The 19,605-nt window shown below is 57.7% G+C and carries 19 protein-coding genes and 1 tRNA gene; 16 read left to right on the forward strand and 4 right to left on the reverse strand.

Going from position 1 to position 19,605, the window contains the following annotated elements:
* Positions 1-78: 78 nt before the first annotated feature.
* From AB7D48_RS14105 to AB7D48_RS14155, 11 genes are all read left to right on the forward strand, one after another.
* Positions 79-155 (forward strand) — tRNA-Met (locus tag AB7D48_RS14105).
* A 262-nt stretch (positions 156-417) separates the two neighbouring features.
* Positions 418-1,917, forward strand: coding sequence for a site-specific integrase (locus AB7D48_RS14110; RefSeq protein WP_427980314.1), 1,500 nt, complete (start codon positions 418-420; stop codon positions 1,915-1,917).
* A gap of 320 nt (positions 1,918-2,237) precedes the next feature.
* Positions 2,238-2,612, forward strand: a complete 375-nt coding sequence (locus AB7D48_RS14115; protein ID WP_427980316.1) for a hypothetical protein — start codon at positions 2,238-2,240, stop codon at positions 2,610-2,612.
* A 64-nt stretch (positions 2,613-2,676) separates the two neighbouring features.
* Positions 2,677-3,756, forward strand: coding sequence for an IS5 family transposase (locus AB7D48_RS14120; RefSeq protein ID WP_048880429.1), 1,080 nt, complete (start codon positions 2,677-2,679; stop codon positions 3,754-3,756).
* Positions 3,757-4,254: 498 nt separating this feature from the next.
* The gene (locus tag AB7D48_RS14125; RefSeq protein WP_427980318.1) at positions 4,255-5,100 is read left to right on the forward strand and encodes a hypothetical protein; all 846 of its coding nucleotides are present in this window, start codon (positions 4,255-4,257) and stop codon (positions 5,098-5,100) included.
* 101 nt (positions 5,101-5,201) lie between these two features.
* The gene (locus AB7D48_RS14130) at positions 5,202-6,407 is read left to right on the forward strand and encodes a DUF932 domain-containing protein (RefSeq protein WP_427980320.1); all 1,206 of its coding nucleotides are present in this window, start codon (positions 5,202-5,204) and stop codon (positions 6,405-6,407) included.
* A 115-nt stretch (positions 6,408-6,522) separates the two neighbouring features.
* Entirely contained in the window at positions 6,523-6,912 is a 390-nt protein-coding gene (locus AB7D48_RS14135) for a hypothetical protein (RefSeq protein WP_427980322.1), read from the forward strand.
* 89 nt (positions 6,913-7,001) lie between these two features.
* Positions 7,002-9,140 (forward strand): ParB/RepB/Spo0J family partition protein, encoded by a 2,139-nt coding sequence (locus AB7D48_RS14140; RefSeq protein WP_427980324.1) that lies wholly within the window; start codon positions 7,002-7,004, stop codon positions 9,138-9,140.
* A 96-nt stretch (positions 9,141-9,236) separates the two neighbouring features.
* On the forward strand, positions 9,237-9,734 hold the full coding sequence (locus AB7D48_RS14145; protein ID WP_427980326.1) for a DUF6878 family protein: 498 nt from the start codon (positions 9,237-9,239) through the stop codon (positions 9,732-9,734).
* Positions 9,735-9,744: 10 nt separating this feature from the next.
* Entirely contained in the window at positions 9,745-10,110 is a 366-nt protein-coding gene (locus AB7D48_RS14150) for a DUF6915 family protein (RefSeq protein ID WP_427980426.1), read from the forward strand.
* Entirely contained in the window at positions 10,076-10,687 is a 612-nt protein-coding gene (locus tag AB7D48_RS14155) for a hypothetical protein (RefSeq protein ID WP_427980328.1), read from the forward strand. Before AB7D48_RS14150 ends, AB7D48_RS14155 begins: the two co-directional genes overlap by 35 nt.
* A gap of 65 nt (positions 10,688-10,752) precedes the next feature.
* Here the strand turns inward: AB7D48_RS14155 and AB7D48_RS14160 are convergent, their stop codons facing one another.
* Together AB7D48_RS14160 and AB7D48_RS14165 are read right to left on the reverse strand one after the other, a co-directional pair.
* On the reverse strand, positions 10,753-11,223 hold the full coding sequence (locus tag AB7D48_RS14160; protein ID WP_427980331.1) for a type II toxin-antitoxin system VapC family toxin: 471 nt from the start codon (positions 11,221-11,223) through the stop codon (positions 10,753-10,755).
* An 82-nt stretch (positions 11,224-11,305) separates the two neighbouring features.
* Positions 11,306-11,578, reverse strand: coding sequence for a hypothetical protein (locus AB7D48_RS14165; RefSeq protein ID WP_427980333.1), 273 nt, complete (start codon positions 11,576-11,578; stop codon positions 11,306-11,308).
* A 176-nt stretch (positions 11,579-11,754) separates the two neighbouring features.
* Here AB7D48_RS14165 and AB7D48_RS14170 point away from each other — a divergent pair, with 176 nt between their 5' ends.
* Positions 11,755-12,870: a DUF7146 domain-containing protein gene (locus AB7D48_RS14170; RefSeq protein WP_427980335.1), complete on the forward strand. Its 1,116-nt coding sequence runs from the start codon at positions 11,755-11,757 to the stop codon at positions 12,868-12,870.
* Between the two features lie 311 nt (positions 12,871-13,181).
* A complete protein-coding gene (locus AB7D48_RS14175; RefSeq protein ID WP_427980428.1) occupies positions 13,182-14,117 on the forward strand; it encodes a DUF2493 domain-containing protein in 936 nt (311 codons plus the stop codon).
* A gap of 102 nt (positions 14,118-14,219) precedes the next feature.
* On the opposite strand, the gene AB7D48_RS14180 is transcribed toward AB7D48_RS14175, so the two are convergent.
* Complete coding sequence (locus AB7D48_RS14180; protein WP_427980337.1) at positions 14,220-14,753, reverse strand: ImmA/IrrE family metallo-endopeptidase; 534 nt, start codon at positions 14,751-14,753, stop codon at positions 14,220-14,222.
* Positions 14,750-15,058, reverse strand: coding sequence for a helix-turn-helix domain-containing protein (locus AB7D48_RS14185; protein WP_427980339.1), 309 nt, complete (start codon positions 15,056-15,058; stop codon positions 14,750-14,752). Before AB7D48_RS14185 ends, AB7D48_RS14180 begins: the two co-directional genes overlap by 4 nt.
* Positions 15,059-15,362: 304 nt before the next feature.
* On the opposite strand from AB7D48_RS14185, the gene AB7D48_RS14190 reads away from it, so the two are divergent.
* From AB7D48_RS14190 to AB7D48_RS14200, 3 genes are read left to right on the forward strand one after another with little or no spacing between them, the layout of a single operon-like run.
* Positions 15,363-16,415 (forward strand): hypothetical protein, encoded by a 1,053-nt coding sequence (locus AB7D48_RS14190; protein ID WP_427980341.1) that lies wholly within the window; start codon positions 15,363-15,365, stop codon positions 16,413-16,415.
* Complete coding sequence (locus tag AB7D48_RS14195; protein WP_427980343.1) at positions 16,412-18,646, forward strand: ThiF family adenylyltransferase; 2,235 nt, start codon at positions 16,412-16,414, stop codon at positions 18,644-18,646. The genes AB7D48_RS14190 and AB7D48_RS14195 overlap by 4 nt, the downstream gene beginning before the upstream one ends.
* Positions 18,643-19,425, forward strand: coding sequence for a hypothetical protein (locus AB7D48_RS14200; protein ID WP_427980345.1), 783 nt, complete (start codon positions 18,643-18,645; stop codon positions 19,423-19,425). The genes AB7D48_RS14195 and AB7D48_RS14200 overlap by 4 nt, the downstream gene beginning before the upstream one ends.
* The last annotated feature ends 180 nt before the right edge of the window (positions 19,426-19,605 follow it).

The following is a 19,605-nucleotide window of genomic DNA, read 5'->3' on the forward strand; positions in this document are numbered from 1 at the left end:
GCCAGGTCCTCCAGCCTATCAAACAAAATAACCGCCCTAAAATGCCAGTAGGCAAAGTAAGGGCGGTTATGCTTTTGACGCGGGGTGGAGCAGCCCGGTAGCTCGTCAGGCTCATAACCTGAAGGTCCCTGGTTCAAATCCAGGTCCCGCAACCAGAAAATCAAGGTAATTCAGTGTGTTAACCGTTCCTCAAACGGGCCAAAACACCGGAATTATCAAGCCCACTGGTTAGCCCACTTTGCGGCAACAGAATTGGCAAGAGGTTATCCTCTAAACCTGACAAGACCCCCCGCAAACCTGACAGACCTCAGGGCAATGTCCTCGTATCAACCGAAGCGGCTGCTGATACGAGCGCATCCATAGAGCGTCAGTGAGCGCATCTGCTCGTGCAGTGGCCCCGATTTGGGGAATTGCCCGATGGAAAATATTGTTCAACGCGTTCAATTGCTGGGCGGGGATGTCCAGCTGTTCAAACGGCCCAGAAGCCCTTTTTGGTATGCGCAGACGACCGTCGCCGGCAGGCAGCGGAAAACCAGCACCAAGAAGGAGAGCCAGAAGCTTGCCGAGGAAGCGGCAAAGACCTGGTACCTGACGCTGATTGGCAAGGCCGCGAATGGCGAGCTCTCGTCCGAGCGGACCTTTGCCGCCGCGGCGAAGAAATTCATGGCCGAGTATGAGACCATCACCCAGGGACAGCGCTCCCCCAAATGGGTGGAGGGGCACAGGGGGCGGATCAGGCTGCATCTAATGCCGTTCTTTGGCGAGACGGATTTGCCGGCCATCACGCCGGGTATGATCCAGGATTACCGGGTTCACCGTATCAAGGTGGGCACGGCGCCGCGGGGTGGGAACTTCAAGAAGAGGAAGGGGCTGCCCGACCCCACGCCGGCGGAACTGAAGAAAATCCTGGAGGATGCCAAGGCGGTGGGACAGGAGCGGGTGGTGCGGCCACCGTCGCGGAGCACCTTGCATGATGAGGTCGTGACGCTGAACCTGGTGCTGAAGACAGCGGCCCGGCATGGCTGGCTGAACAGCCTGCCGGATATTTCTGCGCCGTATAATGCCCAGACGAAGATTGTGCGCCGGCCGTGGTTCAGCCCGGACGAGTATAAGGCGTTGTACGCTGCTTCACGGGAGAATGCGCGCAATCCCGGGCAACCACAGTTCAAATGGCATGCGGAGCAGCTGCATGACTTTATCCTCTTTGTGGGGAATACTGGTCTGCGGCCGGATGAGGCGTGGAACCTGCAGCACCGGGATGTGTCGATCATCACCGATCATGCGACCGGGGAGAGGATTCTGCAGATCGAGGTCCGGGGGAAGCGCGGTGTTGGGTACTGCAAGAGCATGCCCGGTGCCGTCATACCTTACGAGCGCACGCTGAACCGGCCGAAGCCGACGCGCGGGCTGCAGCCGCGGAACAGGAGCAAGAAGAATCCGAAGCCGGTGCTGGCGCCGGAATATCCCGAGCGGACGGATCGCGTGTTCCCGCAGACCCATGCAAAGATGTTCAGAGAGCTGCTGCATGCGGTGGATTTGAAGTTCGATCGGGATGGGAAGCCGCGGACATTCTACAGCCTGCGCCACACCTATATATGTCTGCGTCTCACGGAGGGGGCGGACATCTACCAGGTGGCGAAGAATTGCCGAACCTCCGTGGAGATGGTCGAGGAGCATTATGCCGCGCATATTGCGAATATGATCAACGCTTCTGCCGTCAATGTGATGCGGCCGAAGGCGGCCCGTGCGGCTGAGCGGCAAGCGAATGCGGCGGGGAATGCACCAAAATCTGTGACCCGGACAGCAAGGACACCCAGCCGGCCGGTACGGCCGGCTCATAAAACAAAACTTCGGGACGCGGAACGCGGCCCGGCTGATTATCAGACTGCGCCGGGAGACCTCACGGTGAAGAGGTGACGATACTCTTCAAGCCAACAGGGCGCCCGGAGGGGCGCCCCAAGTGCGATCCGCTCGCCGGATCGCACCAAAAGCGCGCCGTACGGCGCGCAATTCGGCCGAAGGGCCGGTAGAAATGCTTAGCACAGGCTATGATCCGTGAGCTATCAGTGGCCATCTTCATAAGATTGCGAGCCAACTTCATATAAGATGGCCGTCATCGCAGCATCGATTCAATAACTGGTTTCAACCCGGACTTGGGTCGTATCTTGACACAGCAATCGAATGCAAATCAGAATAAATATATAGACGCCCTATAATCCAACCATGGAAACGTTATCATGTGCGACGACGACAACTTGCTTCAGGTCAAAATTGATATAATCGAAAAGTTAGACAAAATGATTGATGGCTTAGCGGACAAGTCAGACGGCTTCGTATCTCCTCAGATCGCAATTTTTTTGGGATTTGTGTCCATCGTTCTGTCTGTGTTTAATCTGAAAAATCAATCTTTGTCTGCCGTAAACCTCGCCGTATTTGTCATGAGTCTTACAGTTTTCTTGGCGGTGTTCGCAATCATGACGCTATTTATTCGGTATACAAAAATAATACGAACAAAGATTAACGTGATTAACAATACAAGAGATCAAATTGTAGAACTCAAAACGAAACAAGAGATTTATACCCATTACGCAACCTTCCTAACACTTCGCTGAAAAACTCCTATCCTCTGGGATTATGATGTGATTCAGTTGCTCTGGGCATATTGTGGGTTTTGTGATGCGGGGTTCTTTTCGAGACCAGGGCGGGATGTTTTCGTATGTTTCTCCTGAGAGCCGGGTTCCTGCACAGCATCCGTTGCGCGCGATCCGTGCCTTGGTTCGGGATGTGCTGCATGAGATGAGCCGCAGCTTTGCCTGGCTGTATTCCAAGGAGGGCCGTCCCTCGGTACCGCCTGAACAATTGCTGAGCGCGTTGCTAATCCAGGTTCTGTACGGGATTCGCTCGGAACGGCAGTTGATGGAGCAACTGAATTACAACCTGCTTTACCGGTGGTTTGTGGGGTTGTCGCCGGATGATCCGGTGTGGAATCCGACGACGTTTACAAAAAACCGCGAGCGCCTGCAGAATGGCGATGTGTTCCACAAATTTATGAACCGGCTTCTGCACCACCCCCAGGTCATGCCGTTGTTGTCGGATGAGCATTTTTCGGTGGACGGCACATTGATTGAAGCCTGGGCTTCGCAGAAGAGTTTTCGGCCCAAGGACGGTAGCGATGATGACGGCTCGGATTTTCATGGCCAGAAGCGCAAGAATGACACCCATTCAAGCACCACTGACCCTGAAAGCCGGCTGTACCGCAAGGCCGCCGGGCGTGAGGCGAAGCTTTCATACATGGGGCACGCGCTGATGGAGAACCGGCACGGCCTGGCCGTGGCGGGCCGCGTGACCCAGGCTACCGGCACGGCGGAGCGTGAAGCCTCGGAAGCGATGTTGAAAGCCAGGGCCAAGTCAGCCGGCGGGCGCATCACCGTGGGCGAGGACAAGGCTTACGATACCGCCGATCATGTTGCCAATCTGCGCGACGCCGGTGTGACACCACATGTTACGCAAAACAACGGTGAGACCAAAACCGGCAGGCGCCGCCGCAGCGCCATCGACGGACGCACCACGCGCCACCCCGGTTATGCGATGTCGCAGACCCGCCGGGCGATGATCGAGTGCATATTCGGCTGGGGCAAGCAACATGGCACGATGCGCAAGACCAAGTTACGCGGAATTGCCCGCGTGACCGGTACGTTCATGCTCAACCTGATCGCTTATAATCTGGTGCGCATTCCAAAACTGGCCGGAGCATGAGGGACGAGTCTGTCCCGTACATGAAAAAAGACCGTAAAATTCACTCCTGTTTCAAAAAATTCGCCAGAAAGTCAAACCATCAAGCCATGCCAGACAACGTGATGATCAAATGTTCAGGTTTTTCAGCGAAGTGCTAAGTAAGTATAGGCATCCTGTTTTTGATATGCCTCGCACTATTTGCCAGATGATTTGCAACTGCTACTGCAACAGCCCTGGTGGGCTTCAGAATCGATAATGACGCAGGCTTGTTTCCCTTCCGCATATCCGCGTCACTATATTTTGAGGATTTGGTCAGCTGGAGCGCGATCGGCGTGCGCATGGGGAGAACCAGATCCATCGGGAGATGGCATCCGGTCTGTCCTGCCTCGTTGGCATGAAGAATGCGGCCAGGGGTGATATTGGTGTGGCTGTGGATGTCGTCATGGCTGCCACGACCCGGCACAGTGTTGTATAGATATAGCATTCTGAGCTGAGGCAGTTTGTACGGGAGATAGGCACTTGGACAGTTCGCTAATCGTTGACAGTTTAGTCAAGTCTCTGGAGGCACGCCTGTCCTTCAGAGACTCTGCTTACACAACCAACCTGGCCAATGTGAAAGCGCAAATGGCGGCACAAGGGCTTTTCAATAGCGGCAGGCGCGGAATAATTTTTGGTGAATCGTTTAGGAAAGAAGCCTTGGAACGTGCTGATACCATAATAGAGCAACTACGCTTAGCTCGGCTCTCGCTTTCTCCAGATGGGATCGTTCAAGGAGAAAGCATGATGCGCTCTAAAGTTATTGATTTTTTTGGAAGAAATCTAAGTGCCGCTGCGTATAAAGCTGAGGTCGGTGGTCATTTGATTCCGATTCAAGGGAATATGCAACAACAGGCACTTGTGAATTCTTTTGTATCGATAGTGGAGGAATCAAAGGCGGCCGCGATGACTATAGTTGATTCATTGATTACGGAAATTGTTGTCGCTGCCCGCAGCGCGCACGCGGAGAATGATCGGCAGAAGCCAAATTACACGAATAATTTCTATGCACCTGTCAGTGGTTTTGCCCAGGGTGGAAGCACGATTGGTTCGATCGCGCAAGAAAATAGCTCGTTTACGGCCGAGGAACTTGCGGACGCCATTTCAGGTATTGTTGTAGAGCTGTTGCCGCAACTTGAAGGGGACACGAAAGCAAAAGAGAAAATTGAAGAACTGGGCAAGACGGTAGATGAGCTGAAGAAAGGTAGAACGCCGTTTGCAAAGATCACGAGGGCCTTGAATGGTTTAGTCACGATAGAAAACATCGCGGTGAATGCTCCGGTCGCTTTGTCGAAAATTCAGCAATTAGCTCATTCATTGGGAATTTAGATACGGCGAGGGAGAGCGAGAGGTAGAGGGCGGCCGCTGCTCGCATTGTCGGGTTAGGATTCGGGAGAGAGGCTCCCGGGGCCCGGCGTGGAGTTCTTGCCATGAACACAGCAATTTCCTCTTCCCGGCCTGACGCCGGGGGCGTGTCTTCGGCCGGGTTTAAAGTCGACGTGTCCCGTGGCCAGCGGGTTGGTCGGGTGTCGTCGGAATGGTTCTCGCGTCCGGATGATGAGCGGTATCTTTCGTTGCCTGATATGTACGCGGCGGTGCGTGGCCGTGCGGAGCGCGCCACAGCCCGCACCGTGGAGAGCAGTGCCATTCGGGTGGAGGCGGCGCCGGGTGATGCGGAGCGTCTCGCCCTGGCTGTGCCAGGGCGAGACGCTCCGATTTTTCCGACTCATTGGAGCTTTGGGCAGCTCAGCAGCTTGGTGGGGGCGCCGGCCAGCTATCTGCGGGAATTGCCGGCTGCATTGGCCGGGATCAATCTGCAGCACGGGCTACTGTCGCATCGTGCCGAGCTGATCAAAACGCTGGAGGCTGAGGATGGGCGGGTCGAACTGCGCGCTGTTACCGGCCCTGATTACGGCCGCATCTGGGACCATGAGCTGGTCGGCGCCGTCATGAAGATCGCTGGCGATGGCACGGGCGATACGCGCTGGAAGGTGCCTGGTGTGCTCGACTGGGCGACCATGACGCACAATCCTTATGTGGATGTGACGAAGGAGACGACGACGTTGTATGCCAGCGACAGGGACGTATTCCTGTTCCTGGTGGACGACACGCACCCGATTGAAGCCGGGCGGCTGCCGAACGGGGAGCCGGATCTGTATTTCCGTGGCTTCTACGCGTGGAACAGCGAGGTCGGCTCAAAGACGCTCGGCATTGCCTCTTTCTATCTCCGTGCTGTGTGCGCGAATCGAAATCTATGGGGTGTAGAAAATTTTCAGGAGATCAGCATCCGGCACAGCAAATTCGCGGCGCAGCGCTTCGCGCATGAAGCCGCGCCGGCGCTGCGGCGGTTTGCCGATTCCTCACCGGCGCCTTTCATCGAGGGGGTGAGGGCGGCGCGCGAGAAGATTGTCGCGCGGAAGGATGAGGACCGTGAATCTTTCCTGCGTAAACGCGGATTCGGCAAGGCGGACACGGCGAAGATCATTGCCACGGTCCTGGATGAAGAGGGGCATCCGCCCACGAGCGTGTATGATTTTGTGCAGGGGATCACCGCGGTCGCGCGTACAAAACCGCACCAGGATGCGCGGCTCGAGCTTGAGGGCAAAGCCAAGCTGCTGATGGCGCGCGCGGTCTAGCGAAGATTGTTTCGTTGTCTGACGTCACGGCCGCCCTCGATAGAGGGCGGCCGTTCGCGTCGTGGCGGGTGTGCAGGCCGGAGCAGGTTCCGGCTGCCCGCCGCGGAGACGGACAATGGACCACAGCAATTATTCGGTGGGTGATGATTATAGCCGGTATGTGGCGCAGGCTTTGGCCACGGAAGGTGGACATCTCGCGGTCGGGAGGGGCGGTGCGACGCTTTTCTTTGGCGCGGGTGTCAGCATCAGCAGCTGTGACATCGAGGGTATCAAGGCGGAATGCATCACGGCGGGCCTGCCGGTGATCGACACTCGCCTGGTGGATTTCGGCGTTGTTGCACGGATCGCCATCAACGGGCCGTTGGTCGCGGTGGGGCAAGAGCCGGACCGGCCCCCCTATCATGCGCTGTCGCGTGCGCCGCTCGCGTTCGTGGCCGAGGCTTATCTCGCGGCGGGGGCGATGGTGTGGAACCAGTTCCGCATTCCGGGGTTGGGGCATGTGTGAGAGGGAGAGAGGGGTTGGGCGCTTCGCGACGGGTTTGCAGGCTGAGAGAGAGTCTTTCGGCCGCCCGTCGCGGAGTGATTTTCATGACCATGACCCAGACCAAAGAGCCGGGCGCTGCGAGAAGCGCGGCAAAGATCATGCTGAGTGCGTCGCGCGACATTCCCTTCAACAAGCTCAGGCTGTCCCAGGCGAATGTGCGCAAGGTGAAGGCCGGCATTTCCATCGAGGAGCTGGCAGCGGATATTGCGCGGCGCGGCCTGTTGCAGAGCCTGGTCGTCCGTCAGGTGCAGGAGGGGAGCGGGGCTGAGACCGGCATGTACGAGATACCGGCCGGCGGCCGGCGTTACCGGGCGCTGGAATTGTTGGTGCGGCAGAAGCGCCTTTCCAAGAATGCGCCGATTCCCTGCATCGTACGCACGTCGGGCATCGACGAGGAAGATTCGTTGGCCGAGAATGTGCAGCGCGCACCGCTGCACCCGCTCGACCAGTTCCGCGCATTCCAGACTCTGCGGGAGCAGAAGGGGCAGAGCGAGGAGGAAATCGCGGCGGTGTTCTTCGTCTCCACCAGCGTGGTGAAGCAGCGGTTGCGGCTGGCCTCCGTGTCGCCCAGGCTTCTGGAGGTCTATGCCGAGGACGGCATGACGCTGGACCAGCTCATGGGGTTCACGGTGAATCCGGATCACGAACGCCAGGAGCAGGTGTGGGACGCGATCCAGCATGGCTGGAAGAAGGATGCACCGCATATCCGCAGCCTGCTGACCGAGGGCGCGGTTCGTGCGTCGGACAAGCGCGCGGCTTATGTTGCCGCTGAATATGAAGCCGCCGGAGGGCCGGTCATGCGTGATCTGTTCCAGGCCGATGAAGGTGGCTGGTTCCAGGACGTCACCTTGCTTGAACGGCTGGTGGGGGAAAAACTTGAGCGCGATGCCGCTGTGGTTCGTGCCGAGGGCTGGAAGTGGGTCGAGGTGGCGCCCGATTTTGCCTATGGTCATACATACGGGCTGCGTGGCCTGCGGGGGACGCAGCCGTCTCTGGCCGAGGAGGCGGCGGCGAATGAGGCCGCGCTGCGGGCGGAGGCCGAAAATCTCGAGGCCGAGTATGAGGATGCTCCCGAATATCCGGAGGAGGTTGAGCGGCGGCTGGGGGAAATCGATGAAGCGCTCACCGCCATAGAGGAGCGCCCGCTGGTGTATGAAGCGGCGGATATCGCCATCGCGGGGGCTTTCGTCAGCATCGGCCGCGACGGGGCATTGCATGTCGAGCGTGGTTACGTCCGCCGGGAGGACGAGCCGCCTGTTCCTGAAATGGCGGTGGCTGGGGATGTCGGCGGCGAGGAAGAGGTCTCGCCCGAGGATGGTGTGGACGGCATCGGCGATGAAGCGGCTGATGGTATGGCGCCCAGGGGCGCTGCGCCGGATGCCGAAGAAGAGCCCGAGGAGGACGGCATCAGGCCGTTGTCGGATCGGCTGCTCACGGAGCTGACCGCTTACCGGACGCTGGCGCTCCGCGAGGCTGTGGCCAATGATCCGGGCATCGCCTTTCTCGCCATGCTGCATGCGCTGGTTCTGCAGTTGCTTTATCCCTATGCGCTGGATTCCTGCCTGGAGGTCAGGGCCAGCATGGTGGGCTTTGGCAATCGCGCGCCAGGGTTGGCTGACACGAAGCTCGCCCAGATCATCGATGCGCGGCATCGAGCTTTGACACAGAAGCTCCCCGAAGATCCGCGGGCGCTTTGGGAGGCGCTGGTCGGGCTCGACAGCGACAGCCGGCACGAGCTGTTCGCGCATTGTGTTTCGCTGACGGTGAACGGCATCCATGAGGCGTTTAACCGGCAGCCCAGGGCGATTGCTCATGCCGGCCAGCTGGCCGAGGTTCTGTCGGTCAATCTGGTGGATGCCGGCTGGGTGGCAACGGCCGATAATTATCTTGGCCGGGTGACGAAGGCGCGAATCCTTGAAGCCGTGCGCGAGGCCAAGGGCGACGATGCGGTGGACCGGATTGCCCATCTCAAGAAAGGCGATATGGCGGCTGCCGCTGAGAAGCTGCTCGCCGGCACCGGCTGGTTGCCCGAGGTGGTGCGCACGCCTGGCGTCAACACGATGGTCGCGCCGCAGGCCGACGATGAATCAGCAGGCGCGTCCGAACCGACCGCTGACAATGGCGACGTGGTCGATGTGCCGGTGATCAATCAGGACGATCCCAATCATCAGGCCATTGCGGCGGAATAACCCTTTGCGGGCGGGGCGGCTCAGGCTGCCCCGCAGTTGCTTTCCTTCAATTCAAGCCCGGCACGAGCCGGGCTTTTTGCATTTATGGAGACTGTCATGAGCGACGATCAACCTGCAACAGCAAATGCTCAGCCAATCCCTACAGCGGATTTCAACTTGGAAGCCTGGTACGAAAAAGATCGCGAACATGGACGCCGCGCCGACGAGTTGCTGCCGGTAAACAAAGCCGCTTTGTTCGGCGTGCTCGCCGCGGCTGGCATCACCACGGTTGTGGTGTCCTTTGACGGTTATGGCGACAGCGGCCAGATTGAGGAAATTGCGGCGCAGGCCGGCGATGAGCCTGCTGAATTGCCCGATGAGAAGATCGAAATTCTGAGCCCGATCTGGGGTAGCACCGAAACCAAACGTGAAACCTATACGATCCAGGAAGCGATCGAACACATGGCCTATGCCTTCCTGCACCAGACGCATGTCGGCTGGGAAAATAATGACGGCGCCTACGGCGAATTTACCTTCGATGTCACCGAACGGACGATCTCGCTCGATTACAATGAGCGGTACACCTCGTCCGAATTCTACACTCACGAATTTTGAGGAGGCGACGGTGGCACATCCATATCATCATGCGCTTTCCTCCGCGAAAAAATGGGGCGGGACGGCGGAAGATTTCCTGGACCTGCATACATGGTTCGATGAGAGTAAAATGATCACGGCCGATTTTCGGCACCGGGCGCTGCGGCATCATGCCGAAGGCATCTTTATGGCGGAACGTTTCTTCGGACATGTTTTGACGCTTTCGACAGGACGCGTTGTTCCCGTGCGTTTGATCGGTGAACAACATGTGCTGGAAGATTTGGGATTCATTCCGAGTTTTGCCGATTGGGTTAAATGCATCCGCCCGGAACCTTGGATGGGACGGACGAAGCGGCTTGCCGTTGAAACTGACCCACCGGCGGCAGAAGCCGCCTGATACCCCGACACATCATCAATCCAAGCCCGGCCATCGTGCCGGGCTTTTTGCATTTATGGAGGTTGAAATGGCGGATTACTACACGCCGACAGTGGTTCAGGAGACAATTCCGAATGCCGATATAACGGCGTTGGAGCAGCTTTTGCTCTCCCATGTGTTTGAGGCTGTGCCGGATGGAGGTGGGGTTTATTTTTCGTCCTCGGAGGGGCCGTCGGACCTTATTTGGGTAAGCCGGTCTGAACTCACGCAGGCTTTGGCTGCATCGCATGATAAAGACAGCCAGGTGCATTCCGAGATCGAGAAGCAACTTGCGGCCGCGAATCCGGACGATGCAGGAGAAATCGAACTCGATCTGGCTGAGGCGTCGTGGGAACATATGCTGCAGGACATCGTCCGGCGTTCACCCACGCTGCGCTACATCACGGTTACCGCGGCGTTCATGTGCTCAAAAATGCGCGCCGATGGATTTGGTGGCATGGCGTTGTTCATCACCGCAGATGCGGTCAAAGGGTTTTCGACAACGGAGTTCATCGCCGATTGTCTCGCGGAAATTGCTTCGGGCCGAGAATCGGAATAATCTGATCTACAGGCGTTACGACACAGAATAATGTTGGGCCGGACCTGAAGTGGTTCGGCCCATTTTTATGGAACTCTGCTGTAGAGAAGCAAGCCCGTTCCCGGCATCAGCTGGTCGAACCAGTCGAAATCCCGGATGTTGCCTGTCAGCAGGTCGCATCCCATCTCCGCCGCGTGCAGAAACAATATCGCATCGTTGAGCAGCGCTACGCTGTTGGATTGTCCGGTGAGCCGCGCGGTCAGGCCGGCCAGCATGCCGGCTTCGCCGAACGTGCGGTCCGATGGCGAGATCAGCCGATGCGGCGGGATGTCGTCGATGGTTTCGTCAAGGCTTTTTAGAACAGTGGTGGTTCCGGTGTGAGCGGGGTCCAGGGCGCCGAGAAGATGGGTGAGTTCGGCCAGGGCGATCGTTGAATGGTTCACGATGCGCGTCTGCAGCAACCGGTCGGCATTGGCGGGCGTTTTACCCTGGAGGACATCGATATAGACGCAGGTATCGAGCAGCAATTCCCGTCCGGCCGGCGGCGCGCCGGTCACGAACGGAAGGGCTGTGTCGGCACGACGCGATAGCGGGGGTGTACGCCGTTGAGGTTTTATTCGCCGGATCGACGCCTTGCGGTCAAACCCCAAGTTTTAGATCCGCGGGAATGCTGCCCTTGCGGCGAACGAGCTTGACGCCGAAATCATCTTCGAGCGCCACCTTGGCGAGTGCGTATTCGACGAGATCGGTGGTTGAGCTGATGCCGCTCCGTTCCTTGGCGCGGGTGATGAGGCGGTGAGGAACGCGTGCGCCGAGCGCGCTGTTGTCGCCGGCGAGCAGACCTTCGGCCTTCGCCGCCTCCACCACCGTGCGGCGACGGGTAACGGCCGGTTCAGTTGCTTCAGCCTTCATGATGGGTCTCCATGGTGTTTAACATATATGTTTATTTGTTAAACGGCAAGGTCTGGTTGTGAACCATGCAGGTAGAATGCCGTCGGCCAGACCGGATGGGGATTGGCGATGCTGATCTATGGGGGCGCATCGCCAATTCTCGGTACCGCACGCCGCGCCATATAAGGAGATCGTTTATGCCTCAGGATGCGTCGGATCTGTCGCATCGTCTTGCGCGCAACGCGGAGGCGGTGTGCCGCTATTATCTCTCCAACGGCCGCCGTGAGGGACGGTACTGGCTGGTGGGCGACGTCCACAACACGCCGGGCCGCTCGATGTATGTTCGCCTCTCCGGGCCGCAAGCGGGCAAGGGGGCTGCCGGCCGGTGGACCGATGCCGCGAGCGGCGAGCATGGTGATCTGCTGGACGTCATCCGCGAAGCGTGCGGTCTCACTGTGTTCAGGGATATCGCGGATGAGGCGCGGCGGTTTCTTGGCATGGCACAGCCCGAGCCGTTGCCACGCCATGGCAGCCGGAACGGCCATGTCCAGCCTGCTCGTGGCGACGCGACACCCGACATGGATGATTCTGCCGATGCAGCGTGGCGCCTGTTTAGCGCGTCCCGCTCGATCCGGAGCAGTGTCGCGGCGGTGTATCTGCGGCGGCGCGGGATCACGGGTCAGGCACTCCAGGGCGTGGAGGCGCTCCGTTTCCATCCGCGCTGCTTTTACCGTGCGAGCGCAGATATGGATGCGGACGGTCAGGTACTGCCGGCGCTGATCGCCGCTGTTACCAGCCTTGACGGTACAATCACCGGCGTGCATCGCACCTGGCTCGACCTGCTGGGCCGGGATAAGGCTCCCGTGGACACGCCGCGGCGGGCGCTGGGGCATCTGCTTGGCCATGCCGTGCGGTTTGGTGGGCCGGGCGATGTGCTCGCTGCCGGCGAGGGCATCGAAACCGTGCTGTCCGTGCGCTGCCTGTTGCCCCGCATGCCGATGGCGGCGGCGCTGTCCGCCGCACACCTTGCCGCCCTCGTCCTGCCGGATGGTTTGCGGCGCCTCTATGTCATCCGCGATGCCGACCCGGCGGGTGACCGGGCGGCGGAGCAGTTGACGGACCGCGCTGGTTCCGCCGGGATCGAGGTGCGCGTGCTTTCGCCGCAACTGGGCGATTTCAACGATGATCTCGTCAAGCTCGGTATCGCCCGCCTCCGGGCGACTGTCCGGAAGCAGCCCGCCCCAGGCGATGTGGTGCGTTTTATGGAGGTGGCGAAGCCGTGGAGTGGCGGGGCTGAGGGCAGGGCGCCGTAACCGTCACTCTCCTTTCCGGCCCGCTTGCTTGGCTTTCCCTTGCCGAGGAGGGCCGCGCCTGCGGCCTTGGAGAGGGCGCTCCGTGCCAGAACCGCTGGCTGCCCGCAATGGTGGCGGGGCCGCTATTTTCCGCCGATGGGGCGGCACGAGGCCACCCCATCTTTGCATCGCGAGCCAAAATAGCGGCCTCGCCGCCATCCTCCGCGCTGCTTCGGCCCTGCGGGTGCGCGCCACCCTCGGCTCTGGCCGGGATCGCCTTGCCAAGGCCGCGATGGGCGCGGCCGGCCCAGGCAAGGAGTTTTCCCGCTATGATGACCGAAAATGATGACATGGGTTACGAGCCGCCACACGGTCTCTCCCCCACCGGTCATGTCCTCACCGAACTCCAGATGTACGGCTACCGCCCTTTTGATGGCGAGCCAGATCCCCGGCCGATGCCGGAGGCCAACGAGGCTGCCGGCGCTATTGCCGATATCTTCGACGCCTTCATCGCCACGCTGGGCGAGACGCGGCTTGAACCCGATCTGGAGGAATTGCTCTGGGGTACGGTCAACCTGTTCCACCGTGCTGCCGGCCGGGTGGAACGTGACCTCGACAAGAACGAACAGGCGCAGAAGCACAGCCAGCAGGAGCAGGACGGCTCGGAGGTGAAGTCCGGGGAGCTGGAACGCCTCACGGCGGAGGGACAGACGCTGTTAGAGCGCCGGGACGCCATGGAGTTTTTCCGCGACCAGGCGGCGGAGCTATTCGAGCGGCATATCGGCTCGGCCTGGAGGCCGCGTTCGGGTTCGATGGCCAACCGCCGGGCCCTCACTGCATCGATGATTGATAGCCGGGATTTTATCGCTGCTCGGCGTCGGGCCGAAGCCGAGACGTTGATGCCCGTTGGCCCGAAGATCGTCTTTACCGGCGGGCTGGAGTTCAACGATCACGAGTCTATCTGGCGGCAGCTCGATCGTGTCCACGCCAAGCATCCGGACATGGTGTTGCTACACGGTGGCAGCCCCAGGGGAGCAGAGCGTATTGCTGCGGCCTGGGCTGAGAACCGAAAGGTCACACAAATCGGCTATAAGCCGGATTGGACACGCTATGCCAAGGCGGCGCCGTTCAAACGCAATGACGCCATGCTCGAAGTATTGCCGATCGGGGTTCTGGTTTTTCCAGGCACGGGCATTCAGCACAATCTTGCAGACAAGGCACGGCGTCTTGGAATCCCAATCTGGCGCTATGAAGCAGATGGCGCTTAGACGTAACAGGCGACGAGGAGTAGTTTACTTGTTTGAGCGTGGGGAATTGGTCCCCACGTCAACGAGGCGACTTTCAAAATCCAACAGGAAGTTTGTCTCGGTTTAAGATCGCACTCGGGATAACGCAGTGAGTCGGAGCGCCATTGCATGTGTGCTCACACCATAACGCTTTGCAAGAACTGAGATCGCGGTGGAGTCCTCTATCTCAATTAGAAATGTAGACGGGTCACGCTCCAATGTTACTCTGGGCATGAGCAGCGACGCGGCGAAATGATTGGCTTCGATTTCTTCTGGGTCTACGCCCTGAGACGAAAGATCCGAACGGAGGTTCATACGAAAGACTTGATCGTGATGAACCTCGCTCCCTTCGTGCAATAATGCGTGCCCGAGTTCATGCGCAGCCGTGAAGCGTTGCCGTGCCTTTGAGTGGCGCCGATTGACGCCGATAACCATTCCCTTGATTCGCCGCACCAATACACCGGAGACGTCATCTCCGAGGTCAGGATAGTGCAGCTCGATTCCCTCGCTACGAATTAAGATCTCGATTGGGATAGGCGGTTCATTAATCCCATACTTAGCTAGAAGTTCCTCCACCCTGCGCTCAACAAGTGCCCACCGAGGACGTGCGGGCTTCATGCCCGTTTTGCCTTGGACGACCGAGCGGACAAAGAAGCGACAAACAACTCAACTTTACGGGGAGCTTCTAATCTGTTTGCCGGCGGTTCAGGGGCGTCCGGAAGTAGATTAACCGCAGTGGTATCGAGGGCGGAAGCCAATGCATAAATATGATGGAGCAAAACCCCCTGCCGTCCGGCCTCAATGCTGGCCACGGTGCTCCGTGTCAGACCCGCTCGTCCTGCGAGCTCGTGTTGGCTAATCCCTTGTTTCGAGCGGTGCTCGCGCAGCTTGGCGGCGAGTCCGGTATAAATCGTTTGCTCCATTGTCCCTCTTGAATCATCGACCGCAAGTACAGGTAACGATTGCGCCCGTGCTTTGTCAACCAGATACACATTAATGCTTCGTGTACGATATTGGTGTGTACTTTATACACATAAGTAGATTTGTGATTAGTATTGACAAGAATCGCAGGATCGTGACTTTATGCCCTTCAACGACCAGCATGCCGAATCGACGTGTCCCGGCGGGTCTCTGGTCAAGGCGAAAGGACGTAAGATGCCTAGGCTAACGACTTACCCGATTGGCAACGCCGATACCTCGTTGCTTGACTTTCGAGATGGACGAAAGATGCTCGTCGATTACGCCAACACTCGGAACGCGGACGATCCGGCGGATAAACGTATTGATCTTCCGGTTGAGCTTAAAGCCGACCTGCGTAATGCACGCCGCTCTGACTATGACATTGTCGCTTTTACGCACCTTGATCGAGATCATGTGCAAGGGTCCAGCGAATTTTTTTGGTTTGATCACGCCCAGGAATATCAAGGGGAAGGCCGGATCAAGATTCGAGAGCTTTGGGTTCCGGCTGGGGCTCTCACCGAGGTTGGAACTCAGGACTGCGCTCGTGTGATCCGGCAGGAGGCGCGACACCGTATGCGGAAAGGGTATGGCATTCGGGTCTTCTCGCGCCCCGATGCCTTACGTGATTGGTTTGCACACGAAGAGATTGAGATGTCGAAACGTGCGCATCTAATAACGGACGCGGGAACGCTGGTCCCCGGATTTAGCAAATGGGGGGATGAAGGTGTGGAGTTTTTTATCCATTCCCCATTTGGTTGGCGCCGCGACGAGCGCATAGTGGAAGACCGAAATCAGGACAGCCTGGTGTTTCAGGCCACCCTCCGGGAAGGAGGCCGCGATACACGCATATTATTCACGGGAGATATGGAGTGGGAGGGCCTGAATGATATTGTTAATATCTCCCGCGGCCATGGCAATGATGAGAGGTTGGAATGGGACGTGATGAGCATACCTCATCATTGCAGCTACCTGTCACTTTCGTCTGAGAAAGGGGACGACAAGACCACACCGACATCCCAAATCGCCTGGTTGTATGAGAACGCTGGACAGCGTGGTTCACTCTTGATTTCTTCGAGCAAGATCATCCCGCTGCCCCGAACTCCTGAAGATCGCGACCCTCAGCCTCCGCACCGACAAGCCGCTAATTATTACCGGTCGGTCGCGAGTCTTCACGATGGAGCCTTCGAAGTAACCATGGAGCGTCCTGCGATGAAACCGCGTCCCACAGTGGTTGAGATCACCAACAGGGGTGCTCGCCTTCAGCCTTCCGCCTTGGCACCGGCTGCCGCAGTTGCCGCCACTCCGATGCGGGCCGGGTGACGGGCCTGCTACATCCCTTCGCATCCGAGCTCGGAGCGCCGATCGCCGCGAATGCATTGCGCGACGATCGGGCCGCCGCCCTGGCAGATTACCTTATTAATGCTCCTGATGGAGACGCCACGTTCATCGATACGCGGCAGACGGAAAAATTTGATGCCGTAATCTTCCAAATTCGGACCTACCCGCCTCAAGATCGAGCGGCGGATATTCACCATGTTGAGGAAGTCGCGGCGATTTTCACTGAACGTCATTGTCATCCTGTATTGTTCGCGCTTCGGGGCAATTTTCCTCATATCGCACATTGCAATCCGGTAGGTGCTCAATTGCCCGTAGCCCCCTGTATTGATGACCGGCCTTGGGCTGATGCCGCACTGACATGGACTCCATATTCGTATATTGCACGTGTACGATGGTGGTTTGCCATGGCCGCGGAAGGTGGGCTGACGGGGGCGGGTCAAGTCGTTGATCCCGTTTTTCTTCCGTTGGGGCCGGATCTTCTGATTGCGCGAAAATTATTGATGTCATTGAACAGCGCGAAATCTTATGCTCTTGTTTTCCTGAAAAATGATGTGGCTCCGAAAGCGCTCCGGCTAGTTGAAGCCGATGATCCCACGGCCCATAGCTCGCATCCGTTCCGAGTGTTTTTTGTCGCTCTGCCTCCGAGGTCACCAGGAGCGCTCCAAGACGTTCCCAGGACGTTGTCCGAGTTTCTTGATCTCGGGGGGCTAGGTGATAATGGTTTTCTGCCTTCCATAGGTAAATTCATCTCTCAATGTGACGCCGCTGCCTTGACCTGCCGGCTTGCTATTCTGCTTCACTGCCCAGTCCAAGGTATTGAAGGATTGAGGCGAGACGATTTTCTCGCGCTCACATCAAGTTCATCAATTGGAGAAATCGGAACGGCATTAGGCATCTTGCAGCCAATGCCCGACGGCATTCGTGTATGGGGAAAAGTTTTGTCCCCTATGCTTGCACTTGATCCGAACTTCGCAACACTTCCCCTTATCGGTCTTGATGTATCGCTTGACTACGATCAAGAGCTGAGTCGAGTGAGCTGTGGAATTGAAGACGGGGCCGCACTTCCAGTGACGCTGCTTGGTGCAGGTGCGCTTGGCTCACATCTAGCCACGATTCTTGTCAAAGAAGGGGCTCACGAATTCCGTGCCGTGATAGACGAAGATTGGTTGCGGCCACATAATGTTGCTCGTCATGCGCTATCTCCAGGCGAAATCGGTCAAAGTAAGGCGCCGGCATTAGCGAGAGAACTCGGCAAGTATCAGTGTGTGCACCCTGATAGTATCATTGCTGATGTAGTTGGTTCTGTAGAAGATCGCGACGCGGTTAAAGCCGCGCTGGAGAAGTCAGAAATTGCCATAGATGCTACTGCGTCTGTTGCGGTTGGACGTGAGCTGGCGGCATTGAATGTCCGGCAACGTTGCGTTTCGATTTTTCTTAACCCTCGTGGTGATTCCGTCGTGATGCTGATGGAAGACGCTGATCGTTCGATCCCCCTCAGTGTTTTGGAGGCTCAATATTATCGACTGATCCTGCACGAGCCCGCACTACAAGCGCATCTCGCCGTAGACAGTTCGGGGATACGTCATTCGGCCGCATGTCGGGGGGCTTCGGCCAAAATTCCCGAATCTCGTATTGCAGCACTGACTGGTATTGTCGCGACCGGCGTGGCAACGGGGTTGCGAAAGCCCGACGCGGCCGTCAACGTTTGGACGCTTTCAAATGACGGCTCATCGCGTTGCGATATCATTGTTCCGACGGGTGTCGTGGATAAGCACTTCGGCGAATGGTCTGTCTCTGTTGACCGAGCTCTTTTAGAGCAGCTGGCGATTCGGCGGCGAGACCATCTTCCTTGCGAGACGGGGGGCGTCCTCATCGGCATAGTTGATGTACCTCGCCGACAGATTTTTGTTGTTGATGCACTACCTGCGCCACCAGACAGTGTTTCCTCCCGCAATGGATTTGAAAGAGGAGTCGTTGGCGTTGCTGATAAATTGGCCGAGATCGGTTCGCGAACACATGGTATGGTGCGGTATCTCGGCGAATGGCACACACACCCGGCGCGTAGTTCGTCATTGCCAAGTTCCGTTGATTTTGATCAACTGATAAGTTTACATACCCAGCTGACTCGTGAGCAACTTCCAGCTACGATGCTGATTTTTGCGGACGGTGAGTTTTCGATTGCTCAACTTGTGTTCGAAGGAGATGTCGCGTGACGGGAGCTTCCTTCGATTGGTTGAAGTTGTTCGATCGCTATGATCTCCTTGCCCGCATAATTCCTGGTGCTCTTGCTCCTCTGGTGCCAACTATTGCGCTTGCTGTTGGGGCGCCGCGCTTTATCACAAGCGACCTTAAAACCCTCGCTGGGTATTCTTTTATTTCGATTGCGGCCATGTTTGTGTTTGCGCAGTCGGCTCGGGCGAACGGACGAAGAGTTCAGAAGCGTTTGACTGACCGTTGGGGTGGGATGCCAACCGAATTACTGCTGGCATGGAAAGACCAAACGATTGAGGTCACGACGAAACGCGCGTATCATCGCGCCCTGCAAAAGCTCGCTACCGATATAACATTACCAGATATGGAACAGGAATCGAGAGACCTGAGTGGCGCACTAGGGCTTTATCGCTCAGCGGTTCGCCGTCTCATCGAAATGCGTCGAGGGCCAACTTATCGTCTTATACTCAATGATAACATCGCCTACGGTTTTTGGCGCAACATGTTAGGTATGCGGCCGACAGCTTTGATCGCATCACTAATTTCAAGTGTCATGCTTTTGATTTTCTTGCACGACGGCTTGACGACGTTCCCGAACGCTTTACCCAGCTTTTTTCTAACAGGGGTATGGGTTTTGTTTCAATGTACTGTAATCGGCGAAAAAAAGGTATGGGATGCTGGTGTGGCGTATGCTGAGCGCCTACTTTCATCTCTTCATCTTGGGCCCGTGCCAAGGCGATCTCGCAAAAAAGCTTCGGAATTAGATGCTCCTACTTCTTAGCCGGCCATCAGGTGCAATCGTGTATTCCGATGAGGTAGTGTCGGATGAGGGTGCATATTGTGTATCGCGATGGCTGGTGTCACCCATCAGCATCGTTAATCTCCCAAGCTGATCCAGCTAAGTCCTATTTCCTTGTGCAGACCGTTTCAATAAATGATGGACGAGAATTGGCGTGGCTGT

It is taken from the genome of Acidocella sp. (assembly GCF_050253495.1).
Taxonomy (GTDB): Bacteria; Pseudomonadota; Alphaproteobacteria; order Acetobacterales; family Acetobacteraceae; genus Acidocella.